Origin of the sequence: Nostoc sp. FACHB-280, from assembly GCF_014697615.1 — a bacterium.
Classification (GTDB): Bacteria; Cyanobacteriota; Cyanobacteriia; order Cyanobacteriales; family Nostocaceae; genus Nostoc_B.
In genome coordinates, this window is sequence record NZ_JACJSD010000011.1 from 113,391 (window position 1) to 132,268 (window position 18,878).

An 18,878-nucleotide genomic window follows, 5' to 3' on the forward strand; every position below is an offset into this window, starting at 1 on the left:
ACCATTAAATTTCATAGTACCAAATGTCTTCTTCTCTCACGACAATGCGATGGAGAGAGAGACGGTCAATCAAACCTTCATCTTCAAATTGTCCTAAAATGCGAGTAATGGTTACACGGGTAGAACCAAGCATTTCTGCTAGGTCTTCGTGAGTTAAACGCATATCTATTAAACGTCCTTGTTCAACCTGTGAACCAAATTTTTTTGACAACCATGCTAATAATTTAATCAGCATAGTATCAACTTTTTTATAGCTCCGAATTACCATCAATTCTTCAGCTTGTTGGATATGTGCTAGTAGTGTTTCTTGCGCCTGATACCAATCTTCTATGGGCAAGATTTTAACTTCTACCTTGGTTAAGCACTCCATCTGATAAGGTTCCATTTTTGACAAGGCTTTACCAACAGTATCCCCAGGCCCCCATAATCCTAAAGCAACTGTTGTACCATCTTCTAAGTAAGTATAAGTACGTACGAATCCTTTTTCGATTTGCCAAAGTACATTTTGATGATCTGGCAAAAATGAGCGCCTAGTAAAATGCTGCTTGGCGTTTTTAGTAGGTGCGGTAGATAAGCTTGAGTGTAAAGACACCATGATCTATAGTACTCATATTCGATATATTAACCGTAGTATACATAATAGATCAAGCTAAATGAATTTATAGGTACAGAAAAAATCTGCTATTAGGAAGATGTTAGGGTATTTTCTAAATGAATACAAAACAAGAATTGTCTCTTGAGAGTGGATGTAAGGGTGTGAAGGTGTAGGAGCGTCAGGGTTTTACATACACATCCCCACCCATACAATAAAGTCAAAATTCAAAAGTAAGAGAATTTTTGACTTTTAACTTTTGACTTGATTTTGCCTCAACCCTAGTGCTAGATAGAAAGTTCTACTCGCTTACCTGAGCAAGAATTTTTTGAGTTTGCAAGTAATGATAAAGGCGGTTTAAAGCATTGAGATGGGCGTAAGCTGCGGCGACGACAATATCTGTGTCGGATGCTTGTCCAGAAAAGATTCTATCTTGATATGCCAAGCGGATTGTGACTGTTCCCAAGGCATCAATTCCACCTGTGACAGACTGTACAGAAAACTCAATTAATTGATTGGGAATTTGTACTAAGTGGTTTATTGCTTGATAAACGGCATCTACTGGCCCTGTGCCGACACTCGCATCTGTGAGGATTTTGCCGTCGGGTGTGACAACTGTAATGGTTGCGGTTGGGCAAGTGCAGTCACCGCAAATTACTTGGACGTGTTCGAGTTGAAAACCGCTTTCTCCTTGATTTTGGGTTTCATCCCGCACAAGTGCTTCTATATCCCAATCAGAGATTTCTTTTTTCTTGTCTGCAACTTCTTTAAAACGGTTAAAGGCTTTGTTTAAGTCTGCTTCACTCAGTTCAAATCCCAATTCTTTTAACCTTGTACGGAACGCATTTCGTCCTGAGTGTTTGCCTAAAACTATGCGATTTTCTGGTAAGCCAATGGATGCAGCTTCCATAATTTCGTAGGTTTGGCGATGCTTGATAATGCCATCTTGATGAATGCCTGATTCATGGGCGAAAGCATTTGCACCCACAATTGCCTTATTTGGCTGAATCAGCATTCCGGTTAACTGCGAAACTAAGGTAGAAGTTTTATAAATCTCTTGGGTTTTAATGTTGGTGAGGGGTACATCAGAATTCACAGAACGGCCAAAGTAAGGATTGAAGTAGTGTTTCCGTACTTGCAAAGCCATGACAATTTCTTCTAATGCAGCATTTCCAGCACGTTCGCCAATGCCGTTAATGGTGCATTCTACTTGACGCACACCATGTTCTATGGCGGCTAAAGCATTGGCAGTTGCTAAACCCAAATCATTTTGAGTGTGGATAGAAAGAATTACTCTGTCAATATTCGGCACATTGTCCCGAATGCCTTGAATCAAAATTCCGATTTCTTTGGGGGTGCAGTAACCAACGGTATCAGGAATATTGATTGTGGTTGCACCTGCGGCGATCGCAGTTTCTAACACCTGATACAAAAACTCTGGTTCTGTCCGACTAGCATCCATTGGCGAAAATTCAACATCATCGACAAAGGATTTGGCATAAGCCACCATTTCTTGAGCGATCGCCAACACTTCATTACGAGACTTTTTCAACTGATATTGCAGATGAATATCAGATGTCGAAATCATGGTGTGAATGCGCGGATGGGCGGCAGGTTTTAAAGCTTCGGCGGCGGCGTGAATATCTTTGCGGGTGGCTCTGGCTAAACTGCAAATAATTGGCCCGTCTGCTTTTCCGACTTGTTCTGCAATGGTTTTGACGGCTTGAAAATCTCCCGGACTAGAGACAGCAAAACCCGCTTCTATCACATCTACACCCAAGAGAGCTAGTTGATGAGCGATCGCTAATTTCTCTTCTGCATTTAGGGTTGCACCAGGGGATTGTTCGCCATCCCGCAAGGTGGTGTCGAAAATAATAACTCGGTCTGTTGTTTGAGATGCAATGCTCATAACTAGTCTCCCGTTTGGTTAAGGGAATTATCTGTAACTTTGGATATTGTATACAATATTTCCTAAATTGTATACAATATAAAATATGAACTTAAATGATTTAGCTGCCAATGTGCTGCAACAACAACGTAGCACCCCCGATTTAATTGCCGATGCTTTGCGGGAAGCAATTTTACGCGGCATTTTTCAAGAAGGACAATCTCTCAGACAAGATGAAATCGCCACACAATTTGGTGTGAGTCGCATTCCTGTGCGGGAAGCCTTGCGTCAATTAGAAGCAGAAGGCTTAGTAACACTGCATCTGAATCGTGGTGCGATGGTATCGGTACTCAAAGCCAATGAAGCGCAAGAAATTTGTGAGATTCGCAGTGCTTTAGAAGTCCAAGCCATACAGTTAGCGATACCAAAATTCAGCACAGCAGATTTAGAAAAAGCTGCGTTAATTCTAGAAACTACTGATCAAACCACTGATGCAGGTTTGTTAGCGCAACTTAACTGGGAATTTCACGCCGCACTTTACACCAGCGCAGAACGTCCGCGACTATTAGCAATGATCAAAAATCTGCATATAAATTGCGATCGCTATGTGCGTATGCAAATGGCACAAATGGACTATCAAGAACGTTCCCAAAAAGAACACTATCAACTTTTAGATGCTTGCAAACAACGAGATCCAAAAACTGCCGTGCGGTTACTAAAACGCCATATCGATACCGCAGGTGAACAGTTAGTTATGTATTTGTTGCAAAAATCATGAAAGTAATTATGCTATTTACATCTGGAATGAGCAGAATTTCACTTAAAAATCAGTTTACTTGCGGAGAGTAAACCCAATTTTATGAAACGTCGAAAACTAATTCAGTATGGTGCTATCAGTAGTACTTCTTTTTTCGTCCACACTGGGATTCTCAATTCTTCAGCACAATCTTCTTTAGCATCAGCCAGTAAAAGTGATCCGCCACACTTTGACTGGATAATTTTATATTGGATGCCTTATGACAATGATTTATGGGAAGTTGGCAATCCGATTATTGAAATGCTGACTCAAGGCATCCAATCTCCAAATATATTGGTGTTAGTGCAAGCAGATTTTAGTGGTAAACGGCAGCTTTCGAGATATATCATTACTCAAGCTAAAGTTGATGTGCAGCAAATAAATACTGCTAACAGTGCTAGTGATGAGGTTTTTGCAGAATATCTTGATTGGGCTAAATCGAAATTTCAAGCTCAAAAATGGGCGATCGCAATTTTAGGACATGGTGGACGTTTAGATGAAATTAGTCCTGATGAACATCCTATTTTTGGCTTGAGTCACCAAACAAAGTGGATGAATATTGAAAAACTCAGTCAAGTGATCACCAAGTTTAATAACAAATTAGGTAAGCGTGTAGAATTACTTTTTTTTCAAAACTGTAATAAAGGAACGATAGAAGCTCATTATACTTTTCGAGACACAGCAAAATATACTTTGTCTTCCCAACTAACTTTAGGAGCGCCGAATTATTATTATGTTTCCTTATTAGAATTTTTGGGGCGTTATCCAGCAATCAACGGTGGAGAATTAGCAACCAAAATCATAGAATTTGAACAAAGTGATATGTATTATAGCTACACTGTCACTCATAATCATAGATTGCGTGATTTACCAAAAATCATTAATCCTTTGATTGATTCAATTATGGCAGCAAATACAAAAGCCATTAACTTAAATGAAATCAAATTTTATTCTTATATGGAAGATAAGCTAGTTGATTTGGTCAGTTTTTTAGCAAAAATCACTGAACAATCAGGGGCAAATCAAACTTTATTGCAAAATTTTCGAGAATTTATACAAACATCAATAATTTATCAATATAAAAATAACGGCAGACTATTTAGTCTATCGCAAAGAAAAGAATATAATAATTTTTACGGATTGGGTTGTTTTTTCCCAAAAAATCAGCAAGAAATTCAGAAATATAGTTATCTAGAAATATTTAAAGATGTGAAAATGATGGCACTTTTTACCAAAATCCTCTCCCCATCAAGTTAATCAGTACTAATTTTCAATTGGGAAGTTGTGCAGTGTTCCATAGCTTATGCAGATATTAATTTCTTGCAACTTTACTCATGGCAACAAATATCTGCACAAAATATCGATTTTATTTTTGGAAAACTGCACAACTAATGGTTATTTATTATTACTAGCAAACAAGAACAATTAATCAATTTATTGTGGAATCCAGACTGTCCTTTATCTCAAGAGTCTGGTTACTCTAACATCATATTCAGTGCCTTTTGGATGTTCAGTTCTAGCCTGAATTCTTGCCATACCATCTGCTTTTTCTTTTGACTCAGCACTAATCTCGTATCTTGACGTTCCGCATTGATAGGCACTGTTAGCTTGATCGGCATATTCCTTAATATCAACCAACACCTCAAAAGTATGAACCATTGGAACCCCCTAGTGCAAATCGCACAGTGTGGAAATTAATATCCAGTATAGGAATAGCCATAAGTATATGCTGATTCAACAATACAATTCTTTATCAAAACTATTAATCAATAATGCCTGAGAGTGAATACTGATAAGCAACTAATAGCGATACTGCTCCAAATTAATGGACGAAGTATTATTAATAGAATTGGTTAACAAATATTGCAAAGTTAATACATAAATAACGAAAAGATAAGAAGAGGTGACAGGTGACAGAACTGAAAATCATCCAGATTTTGTTTGGTTTTGCGATCGCTTAAACAAAGCTACTAATTTATGTCATTCTGTTGTCTGATGATGGAGAATTACTGTTAATCTCAGTTCTCTATAAATCTTGTAGAGCAGTTGTTGACAACCTATAGAATAAATCTGTCTCTCTTGTCTCCTTCTTATGCCAATCTCAAATAGGGACACTTAGCGAGAAATGTAGCTGCTTTGTTTTCAGCATCTGGGTTGTGAATATGGGCTGGTGTTGGTCGAATAATGCCAGAAAACAAGTCATCTAGTCCGTAAGGTGTCAAAAACTCCCATTCGCCTTGGTTATTTAACCTCACACCAACAGCAGTAGCGGTGTGTAACCAATCTTGTATACCATCCTCAGTACTAGTATAAGTACGCCTACCTGGTCGCCACCGCGCAAAACTAGCCTGATTTTTGACATCAAACTTATAGTTGGGGAATTTCTCTGTAAGACTGGTTTTGGCTGCTAATTCCTGAGAGCGATCGCCATCTGCATCAAAAAAGCCAATATCAAAGTCATTGATGACTAAGGCGCAGTTTTCGCCAAACATTGACCGCCAAACGCTGTTGCGGACTGCACCTCCCGCTAACCACCAGTTAGGTAAGTTGACTTGGGCGATCGCGGGTAACACAGTTGCGATCGCTGTGTCAGTTAAAATTGCTTGTAAACGAGCATTCGTATTCATCGGCAACTTAAAGAATTCTTCGCTTGAATGTGAAGATATTATGAGTTATATGCGACACCGAGAAAACTCTGATCGAGATTTTTTGATAATTTTCATAATTCCCCAACTAAACCTACTGTTATTTGCGGAAAAGTAACGTTTACTTCAGTAGTTTACTGGGTGAAATTAAAACCCTATCTTACCCATTCACCGTACATTTCCCGATTACAACTGTGCTAGGCATCAGTGTAGGCTTGAGTTGCCAAACCCAGCTAATTGGCTGGTTAGTTCCATTCTCTGCCTATTGTTTATTCTTTTTATGTAAAAAAAATATTCCCGATTGTGCTAGACTTGACAAAATTACTGATAAATTACAGTTCTTTCACAAAAACGTGCCAATGCTCCAGATCAACCTCAAGAAAATTGCGGGTAATCACGTAGAGCAAAGCTCATTTACTGCTAATTATCACCAGTATTGTAAGCGATCGCTCGTTGATGAAAAGGCTCTAAAATTACGTTTCAGTCCTAAGCATAATCACAGATTAACGCTACAGTGGTTATCTGCCTGTAGGAATACAAGCTGAGGCGATCACTGTGTAAAAAATAGCCCTGATTTCAGCAAACAACATCTATCATCGTGATTGACAACTGTTGCACAATTACACTAGCTTTCTATTTCAGTACACATTGTGAGTTACACAGGTGCAATCAATAGCGTATCAATCACAAATTGTTTAAATATCTAGCATTTGTCCAGATAAAAATATCACATTTAAGTAAATTTTTCAGGAGTAAAAAGTTTTGATGAAATCAATTAATTCGGCAATAAATAAACTTAAAGAAGAAAATTTTCTCCCAAAACAAAAACTTAAAGAAAAGTAAAGTATTCAAGCTTTTACTCAATGTTAAGAACTGGTTAACTTGTTCTTAATAATTAATAAGAGACTGAATATATATCATGAACTTGGTACATAATTTTTATTATATGAATCATCATTTGTGATAAATTAACATGGTTTTCCCACAACAACAACAAACTTTTTTTAAATAACTAAGGAAACTCACAAATGTTTAGACAGGGTTATCGAGCAGACAACATTCGCAAAATTGACAATCAGAATGCTGGCAATAAATTTCCTAATATCAAAGAAAAATTGGAATTTTGGCGGATTACCTTTTTCGAGTCAGTGCCATTTTTGCTGGCTTGCACTGTATTTTTGAGTGTGATTAGCTTACACAGCCCTGTACTGCTTTTTTGTTTATTAATTGGTAGTTTAATTGTTATATCGATACAACAAATTGGGCAATTAGTCAACTTACCCAGTCGTTGGCGGATTGCCTTACAAATCTTGGCACCAATCGTAATTTTAAGCTTATTTTGGTTAGATTACTTGGCTGCCCCAGCCCAAGCCCAATTTTTTGGCAAAGCCGAAAGATTTTTCAAAACTAATCTGACACAAGGTGCTAATACGAATAGTGCTGGTACAGAAACAGCTGTTAGTTTAATATTCAATGTTCTCAGAGGAATTTATCTGCTTTATATTGCAGTTTCGTTGATTGGGGTAATTAATGCCGTGCGAAAAGATGAAGACTGGCAAAGTATTGCAAGAACCCCATTATTAGTTGTTTTGGCTGTCACAATTGCCGATGTCATGACAGGCTTCGTGATTGGTAATTAATGGTATGTCTGAAGAACGAGAGCAAGATTTTCGACCAGTCAATCAGATTTTAGGCGCACAACCATCATTAGGGCCAATTCCTGCCGATCAAATTTTTCCTTGGTTAGTAATTGCCCTAACTTCCTACTTTATTATCAATGGCGTTTTTGGTGGCTTGTTCACCGATGAATTTCAAAAATGGTTGTGGACATTTTTAATTGCTGGTTGGGGAATCGCAACTTGGTGGATATTATCTGGTGGTAGGAGTTGGCGTTTTTTAAGTAAATTTATCGGAGTTCCCACTTGGACTAGAGGCTTTGCTCGTTATCAAAGCTTGCTGGAAATTAATCATGAAGCAAAAAATCGGAAAAAAGAGCATCGGCACCCCAGGAAACGAAAGTAGATTAACGCCATTTGAAGACGCTTTACACCTAGCAACAATGCTCCGTATTGCAGTGGATGGACGTGATCTTGGCGCTTATATTTTAGCGAAAGGCACGCAAAGAGATAGATTTTGCTTTGTCTTTGGTTTTGAATGTAAAGGCATCCATACCACTTTAAGAAGTGAACAGATAAATACTATATTTAATAATATTGAATCTGGGCTAAAAGATATCCCTGAAGGCGAAAGAATGACCTTACATATAGGGTCTTTTAGTTCTGATAAACAGCGTCAGCAAGAACTAGCTGATTTAATTAAAACCACGCCATCGAATGACATTAAATATTTAATTATGGCAGAACGAGCCAGAATTAGAGAGTTAACTAATTCTGGCATTCGCAAACCAAAATTTTTACGTATTTATGTTACTTATACCGTAGAACCACATTCTACTAATGCCGATGATTGGATTGAAAAACTATTGGCTAGAGCAGAATCTTGGTGGTTGAAATTTAAAGGCGAACTGGAAGAAATCGAGAATCAACGCCTTGAAACTGTAATTACCGAGGCTTATAAACAAGGTTTTAGCCGTTGGGAACAGTTGTTATCTAACAAAATGGGGTTAGATATTAAACCTTTAAATGCAGAAGAACTTTGGGAAGAAGTTTGGTTGAGATTTAACGATACAACCCCCATAGAAATTCCGCAATTACTTACATTAGATGAAACTGGATTACATGAACAAGTTAACTCTGATTTAGCGAGTAGCAAATTGTTGGTCGAGAATGTCCACAGTACAACTTTACTGATGGAATCCAGTGTACCTCGTGCCGATCGCCGTTGGGTATATATCAACAATCACTACGTCGGCGCGATGACATTTCTGGAAAAACCCGGTGGTTGGCCGAATAAATTTTCCCAACTGCGGTACTTATGGGAATTATTAGCGAGAGAAAGCGTAGTTGATACCGAAATATTTTGTCAATTAACCGCCGCCAATCCTGCCATAGTCAAAACCACCTTACAACGAGTGCTGAAACAGTCAAATGTTTCAGCACTTTTGGCACAAGAAAAAAGTAAAACAATTGATGTCAATGCCCAATTAAAATTAAAAAAATCGGTCGCAGCCCAAGAACAATTGTATGAAGGAGCCGTACCGATTCATACAGGGATTGCCATTTTTGTGCATCGTCCCACCCAAGTAAAATTAGATGAAGCCATCAGATATATTGAAAACTGTTTTCAACGTCCAGCGCAAGTAATTCGAGAAACAGAATATGCCTGGAAAGTGTGGTTACAATCTCTGCCAATTGTTTGGGAAGGTTTGTTAGTTAAACCCTTTAACCGTAGACAATTGTATTTAACCAGTGAAGTGCCGGGATTAATGCCTTTAGTAATGACCAAAGCCGGCGATAAATATGGCTTTGAGTTAATAGCTGAAGAAGGTGGCACACCCATACATTTAGATATGTTTCACCAACACAAAAACTTGGCGTTGTTTGCTACTACCCGCGCCGGAAAATCTGTGTTGGTATCGGGAATTTTAACCCAGGCTTTAGCTCATAATATTCCTGTGGTGGCTCTAGATTTCCCCAAACCAGATGGGTCATCGACCTTTACCGACTATACCGAGTTTATGGAAGGGAATGGGGCGTACTTTGATATTTCCAAACAATCGAATAACTTATTTGAACAACCAGATTTGCGATCGCTCTCTGCGGAAGAACAACGCGATCGCCTCCTGGATTATGTCGCCTTTCTCGAATCAGCCTTAATGACAATGGTCTTAGGCTCATCCAGCGAAAATCAACTCCTCTCCCAAACTGTACGTTCTCTCCTCAACCTTGCATTAGGAGCCTTTTTTGCTGATGAAGGTATTCAAGAACGCTATCGCCTCGCCATCAACGGTGGATTTGGCAGCCCAGAATGGCAAAAAACCCCAACTTTACAAGATTTTCTCTATTTCTGTTCACCAGAACATCTGCGTCTCGATTCTGTGAGTGGTCGAGTCGAAGATGCACTCAGCCAAATTCAACTGCGCTTGCGGTTTTGGTTATCCAGCCGCGTTGGACAAGCTATTTCTGCACCATCCAGCTTTCCCACCGATGCTCAACTTTTAGTTTTTGCCCTGCGAAACCTCGCTGACAACGAAGATGCCGCCGTCCTTTCTTTAAGCGCCTATTCCGCCGCCTTGCGCCGCGCCTTAAGTAGTCCCGCTTCTATATTCTTCATTGATGAAGCGCCTATTTTGTTTGAATTTGACCAAATTGCCGACTTAGTAGGCAGAATTTGTGCCAACGGTGCCAAGGCGGGTATTCGCGTTATCTTATCAGCTCAAGACCCCGATACCATTGCTAAATCCAAAGCCTCATCCAAAATTCTGCAAAACTTATCCACCAGACTCATCGGACGGATTCAACCAGTCGCCGTTGATAGTTTCATCAATATATTGAAATATCCCCGCGATATTATTGCCCGTAATGCTTCTGAAAGCTTTTTCCCGCGCAAAGAAGGAGTTTACAGCCAATGGTTATTAGATGATAACGGCATCTATACATTTTGCCGCTACTATCCAGGTTACGAACAATTAGCGGTAGTTGCTAATAACCCCCATGAGCAAACTGCCCGCAGAAAAGTTATGCAACAACACAGTGATAAATACGAAGCTGTTTCTATTTTTGCCCGTCAATTATTAGCCTCTCTGCGCGGAGGATAAACTGTTAAGCATATAAGAAAGTACATTGGGACAGCAGGGAGCAGGGGGCAGAGAGCAAGGGAGAAAATTTACTAATTTTAATTTGCCTAAATTCAATTCCTCACACAATCTCAGGTAAAATTTATGCGGAAAACAACTTTATTCACATTCATCTTTTCTAGCTTATTAATTTTGCCAGCAATGGCACAACTCGGCAAAGTTTGGACTGATTTTCAATATTATTCTGTAGATTTACAAAACTATCTCAGAAGTAATGTTAATGAAACTTTTAGACCGCTAGATATTAGAACTCAAGGGGCGCTGAGTAATTACAGTGGTGACTTGAATTTACCTGATCCAGTGTCGGCTGGGAGACAAGTACGCAACGATATTATTATCAACTCCATCTCAGGAAGATATGAAAATAATTCCGCAGTCAATGGTGCAGGTGTGAGTAATGAAGTTAATCGCGTAGTTACTCGCGGTGCGGTAGTTGGGGTGCTAGGTAGAGAGGGACAAATACGCTTAAAAACTAAATTAGAAGATACAGAAAGAAGTATTGAAACTATTGCCCAGACTATTGAAGATGGTGATAGTTTTCTTGACAAAATTAAAGACCAGGTGTGTCAAGCAGTAAATAATCCAGCAATGCCCACTAGTCAAGCTTTATGTCAATCGAGTATACAACAAGACACAACTGTGAAAATTCTCCAAGAACAAGCAAAAATTAACGCGGAAAATCTTGCTCAAACTATCCAAACAAATCAGTCAATACAATACACTAATTTAAATTTAGCGAATATTTCTCAGCAAGTTGAAGAAGCAAACCGTTCTCGGCGTGTTGATTCGGCTACAGAAGCAGCCAGACTTTTACGAACTGCTTCACAGACAGATTTATTTGGACGCGAACCATAATCATTTATCATCAAAACAATGTGATTTAAAATGCAGCTTTATCTTGCACAAGTTTTTCCCGGCATTACAGATACTCTAGAAAATGGAGCAACAACAGCTAAAAGTATCGCTGAAAGCTGGGATAATCAATGGGTGAATTTATTACAAAATAACACTAGTAATAACTTGTATGGAGCCATCACCAATTTAGGTGTATTTTTTGCTGTTGGAACACTGTTGTTTTTTATGGTGCAATGGCTGAAAGATGTCATTTACAGTGAATATTCTCGCCCGATATCTGGGTTAATTTGGCCGTTTGTAGTGGTAGTTTTATTAAGTAACCCTGGCAATGGTAGCGCACTTTCTAACCTGACTTTGGGTGTGAGGAATTTTATTAATACAGTAAATCAACAGGTAGTCACCACAGCCGATGCTGAACAAACTTATCAGCAAGCCATTAGCATGAGTGTGGCGGAAGAAGTTGCAGGTTCCTTACTGCGTCCTTGTCAAGCACTGACTGGTCAACAACAAACTGACTGTTTAAATAAAGCAACTGAACAAATTGATGACCTTTGGCAAGAATATAGAAATAGATATGGTAATCGAACTTGGATAGATAGATTAGAAAATCAAGTTAATCAAATTAAGTTCGGTACAGGAATTATCACTGATGCAGCATTTAACGCTCTGTTAGGTAATACAGGACAAACAACTATTAAAAACTTTTTAATTTCATTACAATATGCTTTTCAAAATTTGCTAGAAGCTACGATGTTGCTGATAGCAGCTTTAGGCCCTATAGCCGTCGGCGCTTCATTATTACCTGTAGCAGGTAAGCCGATTTTTGCTTGGATTACCGGATTTTTAGCGGCGGGAATTGCCAAAATTTCTTTTAATATTGTGGCTGCATTAACATCCGCAGTGATTATTAATGGCCCAGGACAAGATATTAACACCAGTCCTGATTTAATGTGGTTTATTATCTTTTTGGGAATTTTAGCGCCGTTGTTATCGTTGTTCTTGGCTGCGGCTGGAGGGTTCGCAGTTTTCAGCGCGATTAATAATACTGAAAGTTTAGTGAGGAATAGAATTTAGCAAAAAAAGTATGAAGTCTGAAGTCTGAAGTATGAAATGAAGAAACTCTGATAGTAAATATAACCTTTCTTAACCTAGTGAGGTACAGACAAAAATAATTAACCGCAGATAAACGCAGATGGACGCAGATAGATTTTTTTCGTTAGTTAACTAGTAAATGCTATAAGGCTTTCAAGCAATTTAAAGACAGACTTTCTTCCCCTACTCACCACTCCCTACTCCCTACTCCCCAGATCGTATGGTCAATTTACTTAAAAAAAGACAAGCCAAACAAACAGGAAGTGTATTGACAACTTTTGCGATCGCCACTTTCAGTTTGCAAATCTTAGTGTTAATTTTATTTATTATTCAAGGTTTAAATATCCGACAACTGAGTCTGAGAAAACCACCTAACTTTGTACAGATGATTGATGGTAAGACACCCACCGCCACTGATGAGTTAGAACGGCACACGGAAAGCATCAGCCTGTTTGTCAGTAAAACCATGACTGCTATGTTTAATTGGTCAGGAAACTTACCACCCCAAAATATTGAAGAAGTTGCCAAACCTAAACCAGATCCAGGAATTCAAGTGCGAACTCTCAAAGGTGGTAACAGAAACGTCACCACTAGTACTTGGATAGCGAGTTTTGCGATTTCCGAAGACTTTCGTAAAGGTTTGTTAAGTGCGATCGCCGAACTCACACCCCCAGAAGTTTTTGCTAACAACAGCCAAAGCATCACCGCCCAACTAGTAATCAAGCGCCTTTATCCGCCCCAAAAAATTGCCCCTGGTAAATGGCGTGTCAGCATGGTAGCAGACTTAGTACAAACCAAACGCTCAGATAATCGCCGCAAAGTTACAGCATTTAATAAAGATTTATTAGTCCGTGCAGTTGATTATTTTCCCTATCCCTTGAGTGAAAATAGCACAGACTTACAAAAAGCCATATACAGTACCCGCACAGATAAATTAGAAATTTATGAAATTCGGAACTTATGTTTAATAGATGAATATAATTCACCAGATGATCAAACTAAGCAATGTCTTAATAATAAATCAAACAGTAATTTTCTCAGATAAATCTGCTAAATAATTAAGGCTCTCCCAGACTTGGGTTGATAAATTAACACTAAAAAATGGCTCAAATGATTGATATAACAAGGTTTCGCTAATATAAAAACAATGATTTAATAAAAATTTACTTTATTACTCCTGAATCCCAGACTATGTAAGGATTTAACCTGATATTAAGTATTAATTTGCTATAGCTAGTCTAGGAGAGCCATAATTAAATCCCATTACCTAATCCCACTAAGTAAGTCGAAGAAAAAAACTATATTAATAAAGATTAATTAAACTAAAATCCTCTTCCCTCCTTGGTTGGTGAGCGTAGCCGAACCACTGCCTCCTGCCTTTTCCAAACTACAAATATTTACGTCGCTCTACTTAAATATTATTCATGCAAATACTCAAAACCGAAAATAAAAAAAGCAACATTCTCCCCTTATTTGCCGTCGCTACTTTTGGGTTAAATATATTTGCCTTACTGCTGTTAATGTTTCATGGGTCAATGTTACAAGCTCTGAAACAACAACTAACGCCCCAAAGTTTGGTACAACTAATAGATGGTCAAGCCGTCACAGTAGATCCTAAACCCAGCTTTGAAAGATATCCCGAAACCATTCGGCGGTTTGTGGGCGAAACCGTGAGTTTAATGCTCACTTGGTCAGATCAACAACCACCGCAAACAGCTTGGGATATCAGTTCTCAGATGGTATCCAATAACATTAAACAAAAATTACTCTTAGAAATCACCAGTTTAAAATCTGGTTCACAATTTCAAACTATTAATAAAGGTAGTGAATATGTATTAGTGATTGATAGTATTTCCCAACCTACCAAAATCACAGAGGGAACCTGGAAAGTAGAAATGTATGCTCACCAATTAAGTTTTACTAATTATGACAAATTAGGAGTATCCAGTCCTTTTAATAAACAAATTCTCGTTCAGGTTGTTGATGAACCTTTAACATCATTACCCGATAAACCGCTATCCTGGCATTTAGCTGCTTACCGTCTTGGCGAAGCAAGGCTACAAATTTACAATATATGTGACATAAAAGACAAAAATTGTTCTTAAACATTTTTACCAAAGCCATATACCATGACTTCATATTCCATTTCTTCAGAAATAAACCCTCAAGGTCTCACAAATCGCGCTCATTCCGATTCACAAAAACAGGCAGAATCTGCTGATTGGGAATCAAAAATTGCCAGATTGGTGGGTTTTGAAGATGAATCAAAAACGGTGAACGTCGAAGCCACCGAAGAACCAGACATTCCCGAAGCTTTAATCGAAGAACCACAAGAAGTTAAAACCACCCAACCCCTATCATCAAATCCTTTTGCTAAATTAACTTTAGTTGGCTCTGCCACCTTAGTAGTAGTTTTGTTAGCTGGGGGCTTTTTATCGCAAATTATGAGCGGCGGTGGTCAAAAATCAGCAACTCGTCCTGTTTCCGTTCCCACTCCAGCCGCAGCCAATGCAGCACCCCGCCAGCAAGACTTACAACAACAAATCGAAGATTTAAAAACAAAATTAGCCCTATCCGAACAAGCCGATGATGTCGCCGCATCGCAACAAAGCTTGCGAAATCCAGCTAGATTGGTGTCATCGGTAGATAGTAGACCTGAGCGTACAGCTATCAGAAATGTCCGCCCAGCAGTCCAAGCACCAGCCCAGGTAGTGTATGTTCCACGTCAAGTTAATCAACCTCTAGCCAGACCTGCTGTTGTGCCACCGTTTATCCCCGAAACTCGCTCAGTCCCAGAATTACCACCACAAGCAGTTGTGACAACTCCACCTGCTCCACCAGACCCGCTACAAGAATGGTCAAAGTTAGCTAAATTAGGCAGTTATGGTCAAGTTTCCACCACTGGAACATCGGGAGTAAATATCAGTCAAGTTCCCCCAGTTGACAATAACGATAGAGTTACCTCACCAGAAGTCACACCGCCCCAAACCCAACCACAACCTCAAACACCTCCTGGGCTTGGTACAACCCAAACTCAAGGGCCGAAGACGGTAGCAGTTGGTACTAGTACTAAGGCTGTAGTTGCTACAGCGATTTTTGGCGAAACTACCAGAAGCAGAGGTAATGACAGAGATGATGATGAAGATAAAAATGTCTTTGTTATTCAATTAAAACAACCTTTAAAATCTATCGACGGTCAAGTTGCAATTCCGGCAAAAACAGAGTTATTAGCTGAAATTAAATCTTTGTCTGATCAAGGTTTGTTACAGTTGAATGTGACCAAAATTGTCTCGCAAAAAGACGGTGTTTTAACAGAAACAACCTTGCCTAAAAATGCGATTATTATTCGTGGTGTGAAAGGTAGACCTTTAATTGCAAATAAATTTCCTAATGCTGGTGGTGCGATCGCAAGTATGGATTTAGGGTTATTTGTATTGGGTGGTATTGGTAAAGCCGCAGAGTTATTTAACCGTACAGAGGCTCAAGTAGTCACAACAACTGCTACAGGTACGATTGTGAGTAATACTAACCCCAGACGTAACATTGCAGCTGGGATCTTAGAAGGTGGTTTTAACTCTGTCATTCCCCAAATTTCCCAACGAAACCAGCAAGAAATTGCTCGATTAACTCAACAAACTAACGTCTGGTTTATCTCTGCGGGTAAAGAAGTGGAAGTCTATGTCAATCAGCAATTACAGTTTTAATTTTGACTTAGTTTAGCGATCGCAGTCATGAAAAATGTTAAATTTCCTCCTTTCTTCTCTCTGGCCTCCTTAATTGTTTCCACCGGAGTCATACTGTTAGCTGGCCGAGCCATAGCCCAGAATACCGTTTTGCGCTCTATGCTTTCTTGTCAAGCACAAGGTTTAAGTGGTATAGAACCAACTATTACCGTATCTTATGTGCAAGGTACAAACTTAAGCTTTTTACCGGCTGGTGAAACAATTAAAAAAGTCTGGTTAAATGATCCATCACAAGTAACCATCGACTTTGACGGGCCAGTTTGTACCCAGTTCGGACAAAATCAAAATTTCAATTCTGGAGATTGTAAAAACTCCGCCGCCAATGTAATTCAAATGCGACGCATTCCCAAGTTAAAAATTCCTGGACTTCCCAACACAGATAAAACACTGTTAACCGTGATTACTGAAGGGCAAGGCAAAAGTAAGCTTTACACATTTCGCGTGCTGTATACAGATTCTGACCCTGGATATCATACCTTGGCAATTTATGGTGATGAAGCCACCACAGATAATAAATCGCCTTGTCTCAGATATCCACGCTAAAAACCAACACGGTTCAGATAAAAAAACAAAATTACAACAAAACCAGCAAATGATATGGCAGGGGGCAGGTAACAAGGTGAAAAGCTTTGTGGTGTCTAAGTTTTATGATTTATCGATGTCCTAACCAACTTAGCTACTGCTATAACTTAACAAAAAACGAAAAAGTAGTTTTGGAGGGGGTTTGGGGGACGCAACCGTCACCCAATCGGGGGCTGGGGGAGAATCCCCCAAATCTTGCTTATAGAAATCAACTCTCATCACCTTAACTGAACCGTATTGAGATAAAAATAGCAAGTCAATCATGTAGAGGCCAGACACTTATCCAACCTCACCCCTAACCCCTTTCTATTGCTTAGACTCCCCAGGCGCAGCAGCAGGGGCAGACTCAGATGATGGTCGAGAACGGCGCAGCGCATTCCTCAACTTACTAGCACTATCGGATGTGGTAGCAGAATCTGGACGACGACGGCGACGCACTCGTGGCGCGTTATTTTCACCACTGGATGTTGTTGCTTGACTCGGACGTGATGCTGGTGCAGCAGTTTCAGTACGTGGACGTAACCGACGACGCAACGGAGTACTTTCGGATGTGGTGGCTGCTTCTCTTATCGGTCTTCTTTCTGGGGGAACATCAACAATAGTTCCAGAAGTTAAACTGCGCCTACGTCTAGTAGTTTCGCTGGTTGTACTTTGATTAGCCGTGGCTGTCGCTTGATTTCTTTGTTCGGTTTCTCTAGCTTGTCTTTGTCGTTTACGTTCTTGGGCTTCTCGATATCTTCGGGAGCCACGAATTGCATAATCGGTAGAAATTGATACGCCTTGTCTACCGCTTTCACTTGGCTTCAACTTCCAATCACGAGCTTGTCTCAGGTGGGCTTCATCTAACTCTCGATTACCACTCGAACGAGTTAATCTCACATTAGTAACATTACCGTTAGCATCAGTATCAACGGCAACCTCTACCTTGCCTTCAATACCTCTGCGTCTGGCTTGTTCGGGATACTTGTTATCGCACTGACGGCAGGCGGCACGGCCATTACCGCTACTACGATTGGTCGATGCTGGCGCTGGTGCTTCGATTTTTGGCTGACTGGGAGCAACAGCTACTGGATTAGGATTGCTTGTACCAGTACCAGTACCGTTACCAGTTCCCGTACCTGTACCATTGCCACTCCCAGTCCCGGTGCCAGTGCCAGTGCCTGTACCGTTACCAATGCCAGTGCCTGTACCGCTGCCACTTCCAACACCTACACCTATACCACTACCACTCCCAGTTAAAATTCCCGTACCACCACTTGATCCTGAACTACCACCGTTATCAGTACTGCTTGATTCAGATGTAGTACTAGTGCTGGTCGATGTCTGGGTAGTTCTAGCTGTGGTAGCTGAAGGTTTATCTGATGAGACAGGCTGTTTTGGTTGTTGAACAGGCTGAACTTGAGGCTTTTCAACAAATTTTTGGACTGGAGCAATTGCTACTGACTGTTGTTGAGGAATAACAGGCGACCTTTCAGGAATCTGAGTTTCAGACTGAGATACAACTTGATCAGGCGGCTCCTTTTTTTCTTCTATCGGAGCTTTTTCTATTTCTGGTTCTGGAGTAGCTGGAGCTTCTACGATCGCTAATTCTATTGGTTCGTTATCATCAGCAGGTAATCTTGTCAAAAAGTTACCTATCCCAGAACCCAGCAATGCAACATGCAACGCCAGAGAACCCACCAAACTGTAACCCAGAACAAACTTCAGAGCCTGAGCTTCTTTAGAACGTTGCTCAATAGCAATGCTGGAAAAGCTCATAGTTATTGCCACCTATTATCACTAAACTATGTCATCTTATAATGACTCCTGACAAATATCAAGCTAAAAGAGTTTTGAGAAATAATGTCATTTGGTAGAGAAAAATAAAAAATTGGAGTAGGTAGTGCTACTCCAAAAAATCACGCGGTACGGTACCTGGGAAATTCAAAT

General features: G+C 39.7%; 16 protein-coding genes. 11 read left to right on the forward strand and 5 right to left on the reverse strand.

The genetic code is table 11. From position 1 onward, the window contains the following. Window positions 1-4: 4 nt before the first annotated feature. Both H6G75_RS10745 and H6G75_RS10750 read right to left on the reverse strand, forming a co-directional pair. The gene (locus H6G75_RS10745) at window positions 5-595 is read right to left on the reverse strand and encodes a Crp/Fnr family transcriptional regulator (RefSeq protein WP_190979926.1); all 591 of its coding nucleotides are present in this window, start codon (window positions 593-595) and stop codon (window positions 5-7) included. 298 nt (window positions 596-893) lie between these two features. Then, window positions 894-2,501, reverse strand: a complete 1,608-nt coding sequence (locus H6G75_RS10750; protein ID WP_190979927.1) for a 2-isopropylmalate synthase — start codon at window positions 2,499-2,501, stop codon at window positions 894-896. Window positions 2,502-2,586: 85 nt separating this feature from the next. Between H6G75_RS10750 and H6G75_RS10755 the strand changes: the two genes are divergently transcribed. Next, window positions 2,587-3,258: a GntR family transcriptional regulator gene (locus H6G75_RS10755; protein WP_190979928.1), complete on the forward strand. Its 672-nt coding sequence runs from the start codon at window positions 2,587-2,589 to the stop codon at window positions 3,256-3,258. Between the two features lie 81 nt (window positions 3,259-3,339). Next, window positions 3,340-4,533, forward strand: a complete 1,194-nt coding sequence (locus H6G75_RS10760) for a clostripain-related cysteine peptidase (RefSeq protein WP_190979929.1) — start codon at window positions 3,340-3,342, stop codon at window positions 4,531-4,533. A 201-nt stretch (window positions 4,534-4,734) separates the two neighbouring features. Here the strand turns inward: H6G75_RS10760 and H6G75_RS10765 are convergent, their stop codons facing one another. Together H6G75_RS10765 and H6G75_RS10770 are read right to left on the reverse strand one after the other, a co-directional pair. Next, window positions 4,735-4,935, reverse strand: a complete 201-nt coding sequence (locus tag H6G75_RS10765; RefSeq protein ID WP_190979930.1) for a hypothetical protein — start codon at window positions 4,933-4,935, stop codon at window positions 4,735-4,737. A 431-nt stretch (window positions 4,936-5,366) separates the two neighbouring features. Then, on the reverse strand, window positions 5,367-5,903 hold the full coding sequence (locus H6G75_RS10770) for a nucleotidyltransferase family protein (RefSeq protein WP_190979931.1): 537 nt from the start codon (window positions 5,901-5,903) through the stop codon (window positions 5,367-5,369). A 1,046-nt stretch (window positions 5,904-6,949) separates the two neighbouring features. Here H6G75_RS10770 and H6G75_RS10775 point away from each other — a divergent pair. The 9 genes from H6G75_RS10775 to H6G75_RS10815 all read left to right on the forward strand — a co-directional run bounded on the left by H6G75_RS10775 (window position 6,950) and on the right by H6G75_RS10815 (window position 16,910). Then, a complete protein-coding gene (locus tag H6G75_RS10775; RefSeq protein WP_190979932.1) occupies window positions 6,950-7,561 on the forward strand; it encodes a hypothetical protein in 612 nt (203 codons plus the stop codon). Between the two features lie 4 nt (window positions 7,562-7,565). Beyond that, window positions 7,566-7,943, forward strand: coding sequence for a hypothetical protein (locus H6G75_RS10780; protein WP_190966649.1), 378 nt, complete (start codon window positions 7,566-7,568; stop codon window positions 7,941-7,943). Beyond that, the gene (locus H6G75_RS10785) at window positions 7,891-10,638 is read left to right on the forward strand and encodes a hypothetical protein (RefSeq protein ID WP_190979933.1); all 2,748 of its coding nucleotides are present in this window, start codon (window positions 7,891-7,893) and stop codon (window positions 10,636-10,638) included. The genes H6G75_RS10780 and H6G75_RS10785 overlap by 53 nt, the downstream gene beginning before the upstream one ends. A gap of 123 nt (window positions 10,639-10,761) precedes the next feature. Then, window positions 10,762-11,532 carry a hypothetical protein gene (locus H6G75_RS10790; RefSeq protein WP_190979934.1) on the forward strand — a complete coding sequence of 257 codons (771 nt, stop codon included), beginning with the start codon at window positions 10,762-10,764 and terminating at the stop codon, window positions 11,530-11,532. 30 nt (window positions 11,533-11,562) lie between these two features. Beyond that, window positions 11,563-12,606 (forward strand): hypothetical protein, encoded by a 1,044-nt coding sequence (locus tag H6G75_RS10795; protein WP_190979935.1) that lies wholly within the window; start codon window positions 11,563-11,565, stop codon window positions 12,604-12,606. A gap of 238 nt (window positions 12,607-12,844) precedes the next feature. After that, window positions 12,845-13,669 (forward strand): hypothetical protein, encoded by an 825-nt coding sequence (locus H6G75_RS10800; RefSeq protein ID WP_190979936.1) that lies wholly within the window; start codon window positions 12,845-12,847, stop codon window positions 13,667-13,669. 379 nt (window positions 13,670-14,048) lie between these two features. After that, window positions 14,049-14,729 carry a hypothetical protein gene (locus H6G75_RS10805; RefSeq protein WP_190979937.1) on the forward strand — a complete coding sequence of 227 codons (681 nt, stop codon included), beginning with the start codon at window positions 14,049-14,051 and terminating at the stop codon, window positions 14,727-14,729. A 24-nt stretch (window positions 14,730-14,753) separates the two neighbouring features. Next, window positions 14,754-16,328: a TrbI/VirB10 family protein gene (locus H6G75_RS10810; protein WP_190979938.1), complete on the forward strand. Its 1,575-nt coding sequence runs from the start codon at window positions 14,754-14,756 to the stop codon at window positions 16,326-16,328. Window positions 16,329-16,355: 27 nt separating this feature from the next. Next, window positions 16,356-16,910, forward strand: coding sequence for a hypothetical protein (locus H6G75_RS10815; RefSeq protein WP_190979939.1), 555 nt, complete (start codon window positions 16,356-16,358; stop codon window positions 16,908-16,910). Between the two features lie 345 nt (window positions 16,911-17,255). On the opposite strand, the gene H6G75_RS10820 is transcribed toward H6G75_RS10815, so the two are convergent. Further along, complete coding sequence (locus H6G75_RS10820) at window positions 17,256-18,707, reverse strand: energy transducer TonB (protein WP_190979940.1); 1,452 nt, start codon at window positions 18,705-18,707, stop codon at window positions 17,256-17,258. Window positions 18,708-18,878 lie beyond the last annotated feature (171 nt).